The sequence below is a fragment of the Enterobacter sp. MGH85 genome (assembly GCF_001037655.1).
GTDB lineage: Bacteria > Pseudomonadota > Gammaproteobacteria > Enterobacterales > Enterobacteriaceae > Enterobacter > Enterobacter intestinihominis.
In genome coordinates, this window is the sequence record NZ_KQ089925.1 from 1,701,573 (window position 1) to 1,716,669 (window position 15,097).

Genomic DNA, 15,097 nt, shown 5'->3' on the forward strand with positions numbered 1-15,097 from the left:
TGATATATATAAATTTGACGAATATCGTCAGGTAGCGATTTATCCGCCAAATTAAGTTAAACTTCGTCACAGGTTTCAGTGAGTTATGGGACGGATAACAGAATGACCAGCGAAGAGGCACTTTTAAAATCAGGTTTTAGCAAACGAGATCTTCAAAAGTTAAAAAACAATATTGAAAATTACGGTGGTTCGTTTGATAGCGTAACTCATGATCTGGCCAATCGTTTTAAGGCTATGAAGTGGATAACTATTATTGCCTTCATCATACTGGCTTTAACTCTTTTACTTGCATCCAAGGATACAAGCCTGACACTTGCGCTCACATTATTGATTGTACTACCTTTCATCTGGTATATAACGCCAGCAAAACTTGGCTACAAATCCTGGCGTTATCGTAAAATGCTGACTAATTCTGGGACGGGTCGCTGACGGACAACAGATCAAAAATAATCTTAGCTTTCACGCCATAACCCGCTATTTTCATTGTAAGCTGCGGGCGGCTCAGTGTGCTCACCTTTCGGTAATAGTCAGCAGGGAGATAACGAAACAGTCGCCAGGTACCAGGTCGCCGTAACAAGCCAAAAATGGTGTACGCATTAGCGGCCAGTGAAATTGATTTGTAGACACCTAACCCATTCTCACGACTAAAGCCCATAAACTCAGCTGTAGACATCGCGGCATTCGCGACCAGCCCTTCACTGGTAGTGTTGTTAGTTGCGTAGCGAGCCACTTCTTTACTGATGCTGTTTGTCCCGTCAGTAACCAGAATCGCACCAGCAAGAACCCCGAGAGGGGTCATAGTGCCTATGAGGGTAAATCCTGCGGCTATTTCAGCACCGGCCAGGACAACACTAACAGCCGAGATCACATACCCAACAATTTTGTTATTCTCTCGGATAAACTCGACTTTAGCGTAAAGCTTCGCTGCCTTCGTTCTTAATAAACGCGCTTGTTCCAGCATGTTACTGTTTTCTTCTCTGAGAATTTTAACGCATTACATGCATTCTTCATCTGATTTAGCCCGACGAGCTAACGTAAACTGATGTTCTATGAGGTCCCGAATTTCCTGAACAAACTTCATTCGAGTCAAACTATCGCTGAGATGAAAAGCCGACAGAGTGTTGGCTGTATTTACCAGTTTCCTGGCTTCCATATTCACCATAGTTTCCGCCCAGGCTTTATTTCTTCCATCTGAGCGCATCATGTTAAGTAATGCTGCATCCATTGTAGTTCCTCTCAATTGCTTTACCGGCCTCTGCTTAGACTGATAAACGCCCCCATGACAGCCATGCGTGCCAACGCACACACAATATAGTAGCAATGTGGTTACGGTGTCTGAAGTAGAAGTCGCTTTTTACAGCTTCGTTCCTCGGCCTACTTTACTGCGGTTAGCCAGGGCCTGTTCCAGCAGTGTACGGAACGCCGAAAGGTCACTTTTCAGGATGTCCCGGATGGATTTACCACCGATGAATCTAATAAAACAGTTAGCCGATGGGGGGTAATCACGGATACGTGATGCCGCTCTGTCGGGCTCTGTCCAATTGATATGTGCATTTGTAATGCTCAAATAGATCGGTGAAGGTCAGGTTTTTCTGCTTCTGTGTGGCGGTAAAGGCGGTAAACAACGCCAGTTGTACCACCGGGAAGCGGGGCCGGAGGAGAGATAAGGGCGGTAATTACTGTTCAAACAACGAGTTGCTGACTCAGAAAGCAAAAACCCCCGCCGAAGCGAGGGTTATAAATAAGTGGTGCCCGGACTCGGAATCGAACCAAGGACACGGGGATTTTCAATCCCCTGCTCTACCGACTGAGCTATCCGGGCAACGGGGCGCATTAAACCCGATCCTCCCTCCGACGTCAACGAAATTTGTTGTTTTCGTTGCAGACTGCACACTCTCTCACCATTTCGTCGCAAACTTAAGCGAAAAAGTGCGTCCAGAGCGCGGAAAGCGGCATCGCGAGCAGCAGGGCAGGGAGCATGTTCACCACTGCAAACATCTTGATGCCACAGATGCGCAGCCCTGTCGCCAGCAGCAGCAGGCCGCCGACGGCGGTAAAGTCCGCCATCATCGCAGGCGTCGTCAGCGGCAAGATCAGCGTGGCGCAGGTGGCCAGCGCTAGCTGAATAAGCAACATCGGTACGCAAATCGCGGCGACGGCGATGCCGAGAGTGGTGGCAAAGATGGTGGCAGTAAAGAAATCCAGAAACGCTTTCGCAATCAGTATGCTGGGATCGCCGGTCATCCCTTCCTGCATCGAACCGAATATCCCCGTGCCGCTGGCGCAGAACAGAATAATGATCGCAACGTAGTTCTGAATAAACGACTCGTGCGTGCCGTGCTTTGCCTTGCCCGGTCGGGCAATCAGATTTTTGGCTTTGCCTACCGCGTGATTAATGCCTTTTTCCAGATAGCAAAACTCGCCGATCAGCGCGCCGAGCAGTGTCGCCAGTACCATCACCGGCAGGTTGGCGCATTTCACCACTAAAAGGATACCAATCCCTAACGACGCCAGGCCAAAAATGGAGGGCATGGAGACGCGAATACGCTCCGGCAACCGCTGGCTTAATACTGCCCCAAGTACACCGCCCAGCAATACGGCTCCCGCATTGATAAAGGGTCCAATCACCACGTTTAACTCCTGTTATTTAAGCACTGGCATTGCATGATTATGGCACGTCCGTCCCTGATTATGCTTAGCTTTGGGAGGCGTAACGCATACTGATTCCTTCTTGCACCTGAAAATAAAAGGTGACATGATTGCGCGAATTTTCTCCTTCCTGTCTCACCGTTCGGTGAGGGTATTTGCGCTTATGAAAACCATGAAAATTGCCGTCAGCCGTGAGCTGGTATCCAAAGTTTCTACGCATCGCGAAAAGGTTATGCTGGATAACACCGATTTCACCGATGTGGCGGCAGTCGTCATTACGGTTGTTGAAAGCTACAGCGGCATTCTTGCGTTGCTGAAGCGTACGGGCTTTCAGCTACCGGTATTTATGTTCTCAACAGAGCCAGGAGAGGTGCCAGAGGGTGTCACGGCGATCATCTCGGGTAAAGCACAAGAATTGCTGGAACTGGAATCTGCCGCCTGCCGGTATGAAGAGAACCTGCTGCCACCCTTTTTTGACACCCTGAGCCAGTATGTGGCGATGGGAAACAGCACCTTTGCCTGTCCGGGTCACCAGCACGGCGCCTTTTTCAAAAAACATCCCGCCGGGCGGCAGTTTTACGACTTCTTCGGTGAAAACGTGTTTCGTGCCGATATGTGCAATGCCGACGTGAAGCTCGGTGATTTGCTGATCCACGAAGGTTCTGCCAAGCACGCGCAAAAGTTCGCGGCGAAAGTGTTCAACGCGGATAAAACCTACTTCGTGCTGAACGGCACGTCGGCGGCCAATAAAGTGGTGGCCAATGCGCTGCTGACCCGTGGCGATCTGGTGCTGTTCGATCGTAACAACCATAAGTCCAACCATCATGGGGCGCTGATCCAGGCCGGGGCAACGCCTGTCTATCTTGAGGCAGCCCGTAATCCGTTTGGTTTTATCGGCGGGATCGATGAACACTGCTTTGATGAGGCCTGGCTGCGGGAACTGATCCGTGACGTCGCGCCGCAGAAAGCCGCCGAGGCGCGCCCGTTCCGTCTGGCGATCATTCAGCTCGGCACCTACGACGGCACGATCTACAACGCCCGTCAGGTGATCGACAAGATCGGTCACCTTTGCGACTACATCCTCTTTGACTCCGCCTGGGTCGGCTACGAGCAATTTATCCCGATGATGGCGGAAACGTCTCCGCTTCTGCTGGAACTGAACGAGAACGATCCGGGAATTTTCGTGACCCAGTCGGTCCACAAACAGCAGGCCGGGTTCTCGCAAACCTCACAGATCCATAAAAAGGATAACCATATTCGCGGTCAATCGCGCTTCTGCCCGCACAAGCGGCTGAACAATGCGTTCATGCTGCATGCCTCCACCAGCCCGTTTTACCCGCTGTTTGCGGCGCTGGACGTGAACGCCAAGATCCACGAGGGTGAGAGCGGACGCAGGTTGTGGGCTGAATGCGTCGAGCTGGGCATTGAAGCGCGCAAGGCCATCATCGCCAACTGCAATATGATCAAACCCTTTATCCCACCGGTGGTGGCGGGTCGGCCATGGCAGGATCACCCCACGCAGGCTATCGCCAGCGAGCGTCGCTTCTTTAGTTTTGAACCGGGTGCAAAATGGCACGGTTTTGAAGGCTATGCCCGCGAGCAGTATTTCGTCGATCCGTGCAAGCTGCTGCTGACCACGCCGGGCATTGATGCGGAAACAGGGCACTATACCGATTTCGGCATTCCGGCGACCATTCTCGCCCACTACCTGCGCGAAAACGGCATTGTGCCGGAGAAGTGCGATCTCAACTCCATCCTGTTCCTGCTGACGCCAGCCGAGAGCGCGGAGAAGCTAATGCAGCTGGTGGCGATGCTGGGGCAGTTTGAACAGCATATTGAAGACGATACGCCGCTCGTGGATGTGCTGCCGACCATCTATCAGAAATACCCGGTGCGTTACCGCGACTATACGATCCGTCAGCTGTGCCAGGAGATGCACGATCTCTACGTCAGCTTTAACGTGAAGGATTTACAGAAGGCGATGTTCCGCCAGGAGAGCCTGCCTGCCGTGGTGATGAACCCGCAGGATGCCAACCAGGAGTACATTCGCGGGAACGTCGAACTGGTGCGTATTCGTGACGCCGAAGGACGCATTGCCGCCGAAGGTGCGCTGCCATACCCGCCGGGCGTGCTGTGCGTGGTACCGGGGGAAGTCTGGGGTGGAGCAGTACAGCGCTACTTCCTGGCGCTGGAAGAGGGCATTAATATGCTGCCGGGTTTCTCGCCAGAGTTGCAGGGCGTTTACAGCGAGAAGGATGCCGACGGGATCAAGCGACTGTATGGGTACGTGTTAAAGTAGGGCCCCTCACCCTAACCCTCTCCCCAAAGGGGAGAGGGGATTGCACGGAGCCGTCTTTTCACCCTCGCCCCTTTGGGGAGAGGGCCGGGGTGAGGGGAGTTAAGTCGCACTACGCCGGTACATCCTTCTCGGATGCCCAATCTTCCCGTACAGCATCTCCACCGTCAGAAAACCCACCTCCACGCAGTGTTCCAGATAGCGCCGGGTGGTGGTTTTACTCAGGCCCGTCTCGCTCACCACCTCATCCACCGTAAAGCAGTGCGCCGCCTTGTTGTTAAACAACGTTTGCACCCGCGCCAGCGTGTTCTCCTCTATCCCTTTGCTGCCGTAGTCCAGTCGATAATTTTTCGCCTGTAGCTGATAGAGTGAATCCACGTTCTGCTGGTCGACAATCTTCCAGACGCGCTGCTGTTCGGCAAACTGCACAAAACGTTCCAGCGACTGGCTCAGGCGCTTCCAGGAAACCGGCTTGAGGATGTAGTCGAACGCGCCGTTACGAATGGCCTGGCTACAGGTGTCCATATCGCTGGCGGCGGTGATGAAAATCACCGAGCAGTTGGCGCGGGTGAGCATCGGGTTGCTGATAAGGGTGATGCCTTTGCCGTCCGGCAGATAGTTATCCAGCAGCATCAGCTTCGGCTGTTTGCTCTCCAGTTGTACCTGCGCGTCGGCCAGTGACGCGGCAATCCCCACCAGCCTCAGGCGCGGATGTTTACCGATAAGCTCCGCGTGCAGTTGCGCCAGTTCGTTCTCGTCTTCAACAATCAGTACGTCGATAAGTTCATGTTGCATAGTCGGTATCTTCCAGTTCCTGTACGGGGTGCCGGACCGTTCCCGTGGCGGGAATAAACAGTGAGAAAATGGCACCGCGTGGGGTGTTATCGGCAACTTCAATTGCACCGCCAGCCTGCGTGACGTAGCTTTCAATCAGATACAGGCCAATACCGTGATCGCCGCGCGTTTTGGTAGTGATGCCGCGCTCAAAGATCCGGTCGCGGATCTCCGGTGTGATGCCGACGCCCTGGTCGGCGACTTCAATAATCAGTTCCTGCTCGTTCAACTTTATTAGCACGTCTACCGGGGCATGCGGGAGCGGGGCGCGCTGGGTCGCTTCGATGGCGTTATCCAGCAAGTTCCCGATGATCGAGACTAGTTCCGATTCGAGCAGCGGCAGGAAGGGTTTGTCCACCCGGCAGGCTGGATCGAAGCTCAGCTCAACGCCTTTTTCACGCGCTCGGGCGGCCTTTCCAAGCAGCAAACCGCACAGCGTCGGGGAGCTAAAGCGGGACGAGATAAAGTCCAGCAGCTCCTGAGCGTGTTCCGACTGCGCCTGTATATAGCGAATTGCCTCGTCATAACGGCCCATATGCAGCAGGCCGGACAGCGTGGTCATGCGGTTCAGCTGTTCATGTCGCATGATGCGCAGGTTATCAACATAGCGCTTCACCTGGCTGAGCTGGGCGCTGAGCGAGTCGATCTCGTTGCGATCGCGAAAGGTGATCACCCAGCCCTGCAACGCATCTTCCAGCATGATCCGCACCCGGCTGGCAATGACCGTGAGATCGTTAAAGCGACAGATCTCATCGTGGGTGTCTTTCGCAAGCATGGTTTGCGCGTTAAAGAACGGGACGGGCGCGATCACCTGGCTGATGAGTTGACCCCGCAGTTCGCGGGCGGGCTGGCGTAAGCCTAATAATTTACGCGCCGCCTGGTTAATCACCTCAATGCGGAGATCGTCGTCGATGGCAATCACCCCTTCATAAATGGATTCCATCATCGCCTTTTGCTGACGTACCAGCAGGCCGATTTCGCGCGGCTCCAGAGAGAATATCTGCTTCTTGATGCTGCGGGTGAAGAACCAGGAGAAAATAAACAGGGCGATAAGCAGCAGCACGGCGGCAATCAGGATATTAACCACCTTGCTGACGGTGATGGTGTCCAGATAGCTTGTGAGATAGCCTACCGAAACAATCCCCACCACCTGCCCGGCATCATTAAAAATGGGCGCTTTGCTGCGCAGCGAAATGCCTAACCCGCCCTTGCGGATGGTGATGGTGCTTTTGCCGTGTAATACCTCGTCGTTGTCTCCGCCAACCAGCGTTTTGCCTACCCGGTCGGCAAACACGGAATGGAAAAGATGCAGCCCTTTATTGTCACCAATCACAATAAAACTGGCGTCGCTGCGGGCGGCTATTTTCTGCATAAAGTCATGGATGCCCTGGATATCCTTTTGTTCGACTTCTTTTCGCAGAGAAGGAATAAGCGCAATTTCTTCGGCCTGTATTTTTGCGCGCGCGCTCATTTCCTGATAAAGCTGCCTGCCGACATCGACATAATAATATCCGCCCAGTAATGCGAACAGCACTGAGAAAAAGGCGACCAGCGAAATAAACAGCTTGATCTGAAACGATACTTTCATAACTATCACGCGAGATATCAACAGGTCGGCTGAATATATCATCTTTTAAGGCCAGGATGCCCGCTTTGCCGAAAACTTGTGATCCCTTGCACAGCGCAGCCTGTAAAAGATTTTTCCGAAAGTCTCATCCTCTTAAGGTTAAATGAATAAATGTTATTTCTTTGTTCAGTTTAGAAAAGAAACCATAAAAACCACGGCAATAAATAAGGCATAAATCACATTAAATAAAAGAAACCATTAAAACCATAGCGGCCATTAAAACTTCGCTTTTAATATGCCATCCCTCACATAAAGTAAGCCTTTGTGACTCTAAGCTGGACGCACAAAATAACTAAGGGGCTTATTATGAGCACAACTGACGATTCATTCTCTGTTACCCACGATCCGATTGATATTCAGCGGCCATCGCTCAAAGAGCGCTGGTGGCATATTATGGATACCTGGAAAATCGGCATTATTCCTCTGCCACTGTTCGTTCTGGCGGGCGCGCTGATTGCGATAGATTGCCTGGGCGGAAAACTGCCGAGCGACATCGTAGTCATGGTGGCCACGCTGGCCTTCTTCGGCTTTGCCTGCGGTGAGTTCGGCAAACGCCTGCCGATTGTCGGCAAGCTCGGCGCGGCGGCAATTTGCGCCACCTTTATCCCTTCCGCGTTGGTCTATTACGGCCTGCTGCCGGACGTGGTGGTAGAGTCCACGACCAAATTCTATAAATCCACCAATATTCTCTACCTCTATATCTGCTGCATTATCGTCGGCAGCATCATGAGCATGAACCGCACCGTGCTGATCCAGGGCTTCCTGCGCATCTTCTTCCCGATGCTGTGCGGTGAAATCGTCGGCATGATTGTCGGCATGGGCGTTGGACTAGCGCTGGGCCTTGAGCCGTTCCAGATCTTCTTCTTTATCATTCTGCCGATCATGGCGGGCGGCGTCGGAGAAGGGGCGATCCCGCTCTCTATCGGCTATGCCACCCTGCTGCACATGGATCAGGGCGTGGCGCTCGGCCGCGTGCTGCCGATGGTAATGCTCGGCGGCCTGACGGCGATCATCATCTCCGGTTGCCTCAACCAGCTCGGTAAACGCTATCCGCACCTGACCGGTGAAGGCCAGCTGATGCCTAACCGCGCCAACGCCGATGCCACCGTCTCTCAACCCGCGTTCTCCGGCAAAGCGGATGTGACCACCATCGCCTCCGGCGCGCTGCTGGCGGTGCTGCTGTACATGCTGGGCATGCTCGGTCACAAGCTGATTGGTCTGCCAGCGCCGGTCGGTATGCTGTTTATGGCGGTGCTGGTGAAGCTCTGCAATGGCGCCTCTCCGCGTCTGCTGGAGGGTTCTCAGGTGGTGTACAAATTCTTCCAGACCTCCGTGACCTACCCGATTCTCTTCGCCGTTGGCGTGGCGATTACCCCATGGCATGAACTGGTGGCGGCGTTCACCGTCAGCAACCTGCTGGTGATTATCAGCACCGTTTCCGCGCTGGTGGCAACCGGCTTCTTCGTTGGCAAAAAGATTGGTATGCACCCGATTGATGTCGCCATCGTCTCCTGCTGTCAGAGCGGGCAGGGCGGTACCGGTGACGTGGCGATCCTGACCGCAGGCAACCGCATGAGCCTGATGCCATTCGCCCAGATTGCTACCCGTATCGGCGGGGCGATTAACGTCTCTGTCTCACTGCTGATTCTGGGCAACTTCCTCGTTTAAGTTTTCAGGAAAGAACAATGAAACTCGCAAGCTTTTTATACCAGGGTAAACGCAGCTACGGCATCGTTCAGGCCGGGGGCGTGATTGATTTAGGCCGCCGCCTGGGCGACCGCTATGGCGACCTTAAAGCGCTGTTGCAGGGGAACGGGCTGGCGCAGGCCACCCGTTTTCTGAACGACGTGGTGGATGTACCGCTGAACGCCATCACCTTCTTACCGGTGATTGTCCAGCCGGAAAAAATTCTCTGCGTGGGCATGAACTATGCCGACAAGCGCAAGGAGTTTGATCAGCATAACCCGGCCCCGACCCTGTTTGTCCGCTTCCCGGATTCACAGACCGGCCACAACGAGCCGGTGCTGAAGCCGCGCCACTCCAGCGAGTTCGACTACGAAGGCGAGCTGGCGGTGATCATCGGCAAAGGCGGGGAGAACATCAGCCGCGACGACGCCCTGCGCCACGTGGCGGGCTACAGCTGCTACATGGACGGCTCCGCCCGCGACTGGCAGCACACCTGGTTCACCGCCGGGAAAAACTGGCGGCAGACCGGGGCGTTCGGCCCGTGGATGGCGACGGCGGACGAGATCCCGGACCCGCACAGCCTGGCGATCCGCACCTGGCTGAACGGCCGCATGGTGCAGGAGGACAACACCAGCAGCATGATCCACAAGGTGGCGGAGCTGATCGAGTACATCAGCACCTTCACCCGTCTCAGCCCGGGCGACGTGATCATCACCGGCTCGCCTGGCGGGGTGGGTAAAAAGCGCAACCCGCCACTGTTTATGAAGGAGGGGGATCGCATTGAGGTAGAGATCGAGCATATCGGTCATCTGAGCAACGTGATCGTGGAAGCGCCAGCCGTCGGGCTCGCGGCAGCGCACTGAGTAAGGCGGCAGCATGCAATCGCAACCCATTGATTTTCGCCACACCGTTGTGGCGAAACACCCGGAACGCTTAAGCCAGATCCGCTACCTGCTGGCAGACAGCGGCCTTGGCCTGGACAACGACATCACGCTGTTTGTTGAAGCCTGGTCCGGCGCGCAGCTGGTGGGTTGCGCCGGGCTTGCTGCCAACGTCATCAAGTGCGTGGCGGTCAACGAGCAGCTTCGTGGGGAAAACCTCAGCGCGCGTCTGCTGGCAGAGGTGGAAAATGCGGCGCTGGAGCGCGGCCATTTTCACCTCTTCCTCTGCACCCGTCCGTGCAATAAGGAACGCTTTGGCCGCAGCGGTTTCTGGCCGGTTGCCCAGAGCGGGAACAACGCGGTGCTAATGGAGAACACTCCGCAAGGGATCGTGCGCTACTGCCGATCCCTGCGCGCTAGCCGCAAGTGTGGGGAGAAGATTGGTGCCATCGTGATGAACGCCAACCCGTTCACCCTCGGTCACCGTCATCTGGTGGAGCAGGCGGCGGCGCAGTGCGATGCTCTGCATCTGTTCGTGGTGCGTGAAGACGCCTCGTTCTTCCCGTTCAGCGCGCGCCTTGAGATGGTGCGCGCGGGCGTGGCGCATCTGTCGAACGTGGTGGTGCATGAAGGCTCGCAGTACATCATCTCCCGCGCCACGTTTCCGGCCTACTTCCTGAAGGAGACCGGCAAAGTGCAGCAGGCGTGGAGCGAGATCGACGTGCTGATCTTCCGGGACTTTATCGCCCCGGCGCTGGGCATCACGCACCGCTTCATCGGCTCGGAGCCGTTCTGCGATATCACCCGCCAGTACAACCAGACGCTGCACGACCTGCTGGCCTCGCACATCGACGTGGTGGAGATGCCGCGCATCAAAGCCACCGGCAACGCTATTTCGGCCTCGGAAGTGCGCCGTTTACTCAAGACACAGCAGTTTTCCCGGATCCGGGAGATTGTCCCGGACTCCACCTTCGCGCACCTCGAAGCACATTATCGTGCGAGTGCGGAAGTCGCATAACTATCAGGAATTTATCATGAATATTGTAAGGGAGGCGCTGGCCGGAACGCAGGAGTCCAGCGACCTGATGGTGAAAATCGCCCCCGCTCACGGTGAGCTGGAGATTGTCATCCACAGTGAAGTGATTAAGCAGTTTGGCGAGCAAATACGCCAGGTGGTCAACGACACATTGCGCGCCATGAACGTGCACCAGGGATTAATCATTATTGAAGACAAAGGGGCGCTGGACTGTGTGATCCGCGCCCGCCTGCAAAGCGCGCTTCTGCGTGCAGCCGATGAACAGGCCATCAACTGGGGGGCGCTGAAATGAGCAAACTCCGCCGCAGTATGCTGTTCCTGCCGGGCGCCAATGCCGCCATGCTCTCCACCGCCTTTATCTACCGCCCCGACTCCATCATGTTTGACCTTGAGGACGCCGTGGCCCTGCGCGAGAAAGACACCGCACGCATGCTGGTGTTCCACGCGTTGCAGCACCCGATGTATCAGGATATCGAAACCGTGGTGCGTATTAACCCGCTGAGCACGCCGTTTGGCCTGCTGGATCTGGAGGCCGCCGTGCGCGCGGGCGTAGACGTGATTCGCCTGCCGAAAACCGACACCCCGGACGATATCTACGAGCTGGAAGGCCACCTCGAGCGCATTGAGCAGGAGTGCGGGCGTGAAGTAGGTTCCACCCGCGTGATGGCGGCGATTGAATCGGCCATTGGCGTCATCAACGCCGTGGCGATTGCCCGCAGCTCCCCGCGCCTGATCGGCATCGCGCTGGCCGCCTTTGACTACGTAATGGACATGCAGACCGAGCGCGGCGACGGCACCGAGCTGTTCTACGCCCGCTGCGCCGTGCTGCACGCCGCCCGCGCGGCAGGCATCGACGCCTTCGACGTGGTGTGGTCAGACGTTAACGACGAAGCCGGGTTCCTGCGCGAGGTCGATCTGATCCGCAAGATGGGCTTTAACGGCAAATCGCTGATTAACCCGCGCCAGATTGACCTGCTGCACAACGCCTACGCCCCGACTCAGGAAGAGGTGGATCACGCGAAACGGGTGATTGAAGCGGCAGAAGAGGGCGAGCGTAACGGCCTGGGCGTGGTCTCGCTCAACGGCAAAATGGTGGATGCACCGATTATTAACCACGCGCAGGTGGTGCTGGAGCGCGCGGCGGCCTCCGGCGTGCGTCGGTAAGGATGACATAATGAATCAGACAGAACTTCTCCATGTGAATTTCCCCCATCTGCGGGATCTGAAGCCTTTTGATACCGCCCACAGCGCGACGCCGTGGCTGGCGGACAGCGAGGCGAAACACAACCGTAAGCTTTGCGCCTCCCTCGAAGAAGCCGTCATGCGCAGCGGCTTGCAGGACGGGATGACCATCTCTTTCCACCATGCCTTTCGCGAAGGCGACCGGGTGATCAACACCGTTGTGGCGCTGCTGGCGCGGATGGGTTTTAAAAATTTGACCCTGGCCTCCAGCTCGCTGATGACCTGCAACGACGCGCTGATCGAGCATATTCAAAACGGCGTGATCGCCCGAATTTATACCTCCGGTATGCGCGGCTGGCTGGCGGAGGCCATCTCCCACGGGCTGATGGACGAGCCGGTACAAATTCACTCCCACGGGGGGCGCGTGAAGCTGCTCCAGGATGGCGAGCTGAATATCGACGTGGCATTTCTCGGCGTGCCGTGCAGCGATGAGTTTGGCAACGCCAACGGCACGCAGGGCAAATCGTGCTGCGGTTCGCTGGGCTACGCCATGGTGGACGCACACTTTGCCCGTAAGGTGGTGCTGCTGACCGAAGAGCTGGTGCCGTTCCCGAATATGCCCGCCAGCCTGGTGCAGGATCAGGTGGACTACATCGTGCAGGTGGAGAGCGTGGGCGACCCGGCGAAAATCAGCGTCGGTGCGGCGCGCGTCACCAGCAACCCGCGCGAGCTGATGATTGCCCGCTATGCGGCGGACGTGATTGAACACTCTGGTTACTTTAAACCGGGCTTCTCGATGCAGACCGGCTCCGGCGCGGCGGCGACCGCCTGCACCCGCTTTATGGAAGAGAAGATGGAGCGCAGCGGCGTGAAGGCGCGCTTCGCCCTTGGCGGTATCACCGGCAGCCTGGTGGATTTGCACGAGAAGGGGCTCATCGAAAAGCTGCTCGACACCCAGTGCTTTGACGGCCAGGCGGCGGCCTCGCTGGCGCGCAACCCGAACCACGTGGAGATCTCCACCAACGTCTACGCCAACCCCGGCAGCAAGGCGGCAAGCTGCGACCAGCTCGACGTGGTGATCCTCAGCGCGCTGGAAATCGACGTCGATTTTAACGTCAACGTCATCACCGGATCCGACGGCGTGATGCGCGGCGCATCCGGCGGGCACTGCGACGTGGCGTCGGCAGCCAACCTGACCATTGTGGTCGCGCCGCTGCTGCGAAGCCGCATCCCGACCGTTGTGAAGCGCGTTACCACGCGCCTCACGCCGGGGGAGAGCATTGACGTGCTGGTCACCGACCACGGTATTGCGGTCAACCCGGCGCGCCCGGAGATCCGCGAACGACTCATGGAAGCAGGCCTGAAGGTTGTAGATATCAACGCGCTCTATGAGCGGGCGATTTCCCTGACCGGCGTACCGAAACCGATTGAGTTCACCGACAAAATTGTCGGGGTGATCCGCTACCGCGACGGCAGCGTGATCGACACCGTTCGACAGGTAAAGGAGTGAATATGACTACTGCGACACCCGTGCGGACGGGTGTCAGCCTGGACGCGCTGCTGGCGGCGAAAGAGCGCCGCGCAGCCCGTCAGGCTGACTGGCTTACGCACCATCAACAACCGGTGATCTCCCTAACGCTGGTCACGCCCGGGCAAATCAAAGACAGCCTGCGCTATCGCAACACCATGGGCGTGGCGTTACAGATGTGCGACCAGCTGCTGTGGGAAAACCGCTGGCAGGTGCTGGATCGCCAGGTGCTCTGGCTACCCACCGGACCTGAAGCGCTGTGATGCGTCGCGCATCCGGCGGCGGAAATTAAAGCGCACTGTGCTGAACTGGAGCAGACGCACCCGCTCGGCAGACTGTGGGATCTGGATGTGATCTGCCCTGAAAACGGCCACGTTGGCCGTCAGTCGTTGGGTTCACACCTCAGGCGCTGTCTGATTTGCGACGAGCCTGCCCACGCTTGTTCCCGTTCTCGGCACCATCCCGTTGAGCAGGTGGTTTCCCGCGTGGAGAAGATGATAGATGACTGGTTTGGTCGCGACTAAACCGCGCCCGGTTGATGTTCCTGCGCTTGCCGCAGAGGCGCTGTGGCAGGAGCTGGAGCTGACGCCCAAACCGGGGCTGGTGGACAGGCTCAATAACGGCTCCCATCGCGATATGGACCATACCTTATTCCTCCGCAGCATTGCGGCGATTACGCCGTGGTTTGCCCGTTTTGCGGAACTGGGTGAAGCACATGCGGAAAAACCTGCTGGAGAGCAGCTACGGATTATCCGCCCGATGGGAATGGCCTGTGAGCAGGCGATGTACGCCGCCACGGGCGGGGTGAACACGCACAAGGGCGGGATTTTTGCCCTTGGTTTGCTCTGCTTCGCCGCCGGACGTGTGAAAAATATCTCTGCGGATAGCCTCTGTTGTGAGGTAAGTAACATCTGTCGTGGGCTCGTGGCGCGGGAACTGGGCGGGCGCAGCGGGCAGGCAACGGCGGGAGAGCGACAGTTTCAACAGTACGGTTTAACCGGCGCGCGCGGTGAGGCAGAAAGCGGCTTCAGCACGGTGCGTAAGGCGCTGGCGCAGTGGAAGGGAAACACCCTTCATGACCTGTTATTGCGCCTGATGGCCATCAACCAGGACAGTAATCTCGTTTCGCGCGGCGGCACTGAAGGGCTGCGCTACGTCCAGGGTTATGCGCAGGAGCTGCTGGCGAACGGCTGGGATCAGGATGCGTTGCTTAGGATGGATAACGCGTTGATTGAACGAAACCTGAGTCCGGGCGGCAGCGCGGATTTGCTGTCGGTGGGGTGGGTGTTGTCTGGAATAAAATAGCCGGGTGGCGCTAACGCTTACCCGGCCTACGGTTTGCGGTTTGTAGGCCCGGTAAGGCGAAGCCGCCACCGGG

At 56.7% G+C, this 15,097-nt stretch carries 12 protein-coding genes, 1 tRNA gene and 2 pseudogenes; 10 read left to right on the top strand and 5 right to left on the bottom strand.

Features of this window, described 5'->3' with window-relative positions; translation table 11 throughout:
• Positions 1-102: 102 nt before the first annotated feature.
• Complete coding sequence (locus SK51_RS08020; RefSeq protein ID WP_023298582.1) at positions 103-429, top strand: hypothetical protein; 327 nt, start codon at positions 103-105, stop codon at positions 427-429.
• On the opposite strand, the pseudogene SK51_RS08025 reads toward SK51_RS08020, so the two are convergent.
• The 3 genes and pseudogenes from SK51_RS08025 to SK51_RS08040 form a co-directional block, all read right to left on the bottom strand.
• Positions 407-1,225, bottom strand: a pseudogene (locus SK51_RS08025) (DUF4225 domain-containing protein). The gene SK51_RS08020 and the pseudogene SK51_RS08025 sit on opposite strands and share 23 nt — an antisense overlap.
• Positions 1,226-1,746: 521 nt before the next feature.
• A tRNA-Phe gene (locus SK51_RS08035) sits at positions 1,747-1,822 on the bottom strand.
• A 95-nt stretch (positions 1,823-1,917) separates the two neighbouring features.
• On the bottom strand, positions 1,918-2,631 hold the full coding sequence (locus SK51_RS08040) for a DUF554 domain-containing protein (protein ID WP_003862452.1): 714 nt from the start codon (positions 2,629-2,631) through the stop codon (positions 1,918-1,920).
• Between the two features lie 181 nt (positions 2,632-2,812).
• Here SK51_RS08040 and SK51_RS08045 point away from each other — a divergent pair, with 181 nt between their 5' ends.
• Positions 2,813-4,948, top strand: coding sequence for an ornithine decarboxylase (locus SK51_RS08045; RefSeq protein ID WP_023306924.1), 2,136 nt, complete (start codon positions 2,813-2,815; stop codon positions 4,946-4,948).
• A 99-nt stretch (positions 4,949-5,047) separates the two neighbouring features.
• Here the strand turns inward: SK51_RS08045 and SK51_RS08050 are convergent, their stop codons facing one another.
• Positions 5,048-5,740, bottom strand: coding sequence for a response regulator (locus SK51_RS08050; RefSeq protein ID WP_023306923.1), 693 nt, complete (start codon positions 5,738-5,740; stop codon positions 5,048-5,050).
• A complete protein-coding gene (locus SK51_RS08055; protein WP_022649372.1) occupies positions 5,730-7,367 on the bottom strand; it encodes an ATP-binding protein in 1,638 nt (545 codons plus the stop codon). Before SK51_RS08055 ends, SK51_RS08050 begins: the two co-directional genes overlap by 11 nt.
• A 345-nt stretch (positions 7,368-7,712) precedes the next feature.
• Between SK51_RS08055 and SK51_RS08060 the strand changes: the two genes are divergently transcribed.
• From SK51_RS08060 to citG, 8 genes and pseudogenes are all read left to right on the top strand, one after another.
• Positions 7,713-9,074, top strand: coding sequence for a 2-hydroxycarboxylate transporter family protein (locus SK51_RS08060; RefSeq protein WP_022649371.1), 1,362 nt, complete (start codon positions 7,713-7,715; stop codon positions 9,072-9,074).
• Positions 9,075-9,091: 17 nt separating this feature from the next.
• On the top strand, positions 9,092-9,955 hold the full coding sequence (locus SK51_RS08065; RefSeq protein WP_048206641.1) for a fumarylacetoacetate hydrolase family protein: 864 nt from the start codon (positions 9,092-9,094) through the stop codon (positions 9,953-9,955).
• Positions 9,956-9,968: 13 nt separating this feature from the next.
• Positions 9,969-10,991, top strand: a complete 1,023-nt coding sequence (gene citC, locus SK51_RS08070; RefSeq protein WP_023306922.1) for a [citrate (pro-3S)-lyase] ligase — start codon at positions 9,969-9,971, stop codon at positions 10,989-10,991.
• 16 nt (positions 10,992-11,007) lie between these two features.
• Entirely contained in the window at positions 11,008-11,301 is a 294-nt protein-coding gene (gene citD, locus SK51_RS08075) for a citrate lyase acyl carrier protein (protein WP_017382935.1), read from the top strand.
• Entirely contained in the window at positions 11,298-12,173 is an 876-nt protein-coding gene (gene citE, locus SK51_RS08080) for a citrate (pro-3S)-lyase subunit beta (protein WP_023306921.1), read from the top strand. Before citD ends, citE begins: the two co-directional genes overlap by 4 nt.
• A gap of 10 nt (positions 12,174-12,183) precedes the next feature.
• The gene (gene citF, locus SK51_RS08085; protein ID WP_032676503.1) at positions 12,184-13,701 is read left to right on the top strand and encodes a citrate lyase subunit alpha; all 1,518 of its coding nucleotides are present in this window, start codon (positions 12,184-12,186) and stop codon (positions 13,699-13,701) included.
• A 2-nt stretch (positions 13,702-13,703) separates the two neighbouring features.
• Positions 13,704-14,243 (top strand): annotated as a pseudogene (gene citX / locus SK51_RS08090) (citrate lyase holo-[acyl-carrier protein] synthase).
• A complete protein-coding gene (gene citG / locus SK51_RS08095; RefSeq protein ID WP_023306918.1) occupies positions 14,221-15,024 on the top strand; it encodes a triphosphoribosyl-dephospho-CoA synthase CitG in 804 nt (267 codons plus the stop codon). Before citX ends, citG begins: the two are co-directional and overlap by 23 nt.
• Positions 15,025-15,097 lie beyond the last annotated feature (73 nt).

Coding starts and splice junctions, on each gene's coding strand:
- SK51_RS08050 (WP_023306923.1), bottom strand. CDS start 5,740: ATGCAACATGAACTTATCGACGTACTGATTGTTGAAGACGAGAACGAA.
- SK51_RS08065 (WP_048206641.1), top strand. CDS start 9,092: ATGAAACTCGCAAGCTTTTTATACCAGGGTAAACGCAGCTACGGCATC.
- SK51_RS08020 (WP_023298582.1), top strand. CDS start 103: ATGACCAGCGAAGAGGCACTTTTAAAATCAGGTTTTAGCAAACGAGAT.
- citF (WP_032676503.1), top strand. CDS start 12,184: ATGAATCAGACAGAACTTCTCCATGTGAATTTCCCCCATCTGCGGGAT.
- SK51_RS08045 (WP_023306924.1), top strand. CDS start 2,813: ATGAAAACCATGAAAATTGCCGTCAGCCGTGAGCTGGTATCCAAAGTT.
- citC (WP_023306922.1), top strand. CDS start 9,969: ATGCAATCGCAACCCATTGATTTTCGCCACACCGTTGTGGCGAAACAC.
- SK51_RS08060 (WP_022649371.1), top strand. CDS start 7,713: ATGAGCACAACTGACGATTCATTCTCTGTTACCCACGATCCGATTGAT.
- citG (WP_023306918.1), top strand. CDS start 14,221: ATGACTGGTTTGGTCGCGACTAAACCGCGCCCGGTTGATGTTCCTGCG.
- SK51_RS08055 (WP_022649372.1), bottom strand. CDS start 7,367: ATGAAAGTATCGTTTCAGATCAAGCTGTTTATTTCGCTGGTCGCCTTT.
- citD (WP_017382935.1), top strand. CDS start 11,008: ATGAATATTGTAAGGGAGGCGCTGGCCGGAACGCAGGAGTCCAGCGAC.
- citE (WP_023306921.1), top strand. CDS start 11,298: ATGAGCAAACTCCGCCGCAGTATGCTGTTCCTGCCGGGCGCCAATGCC.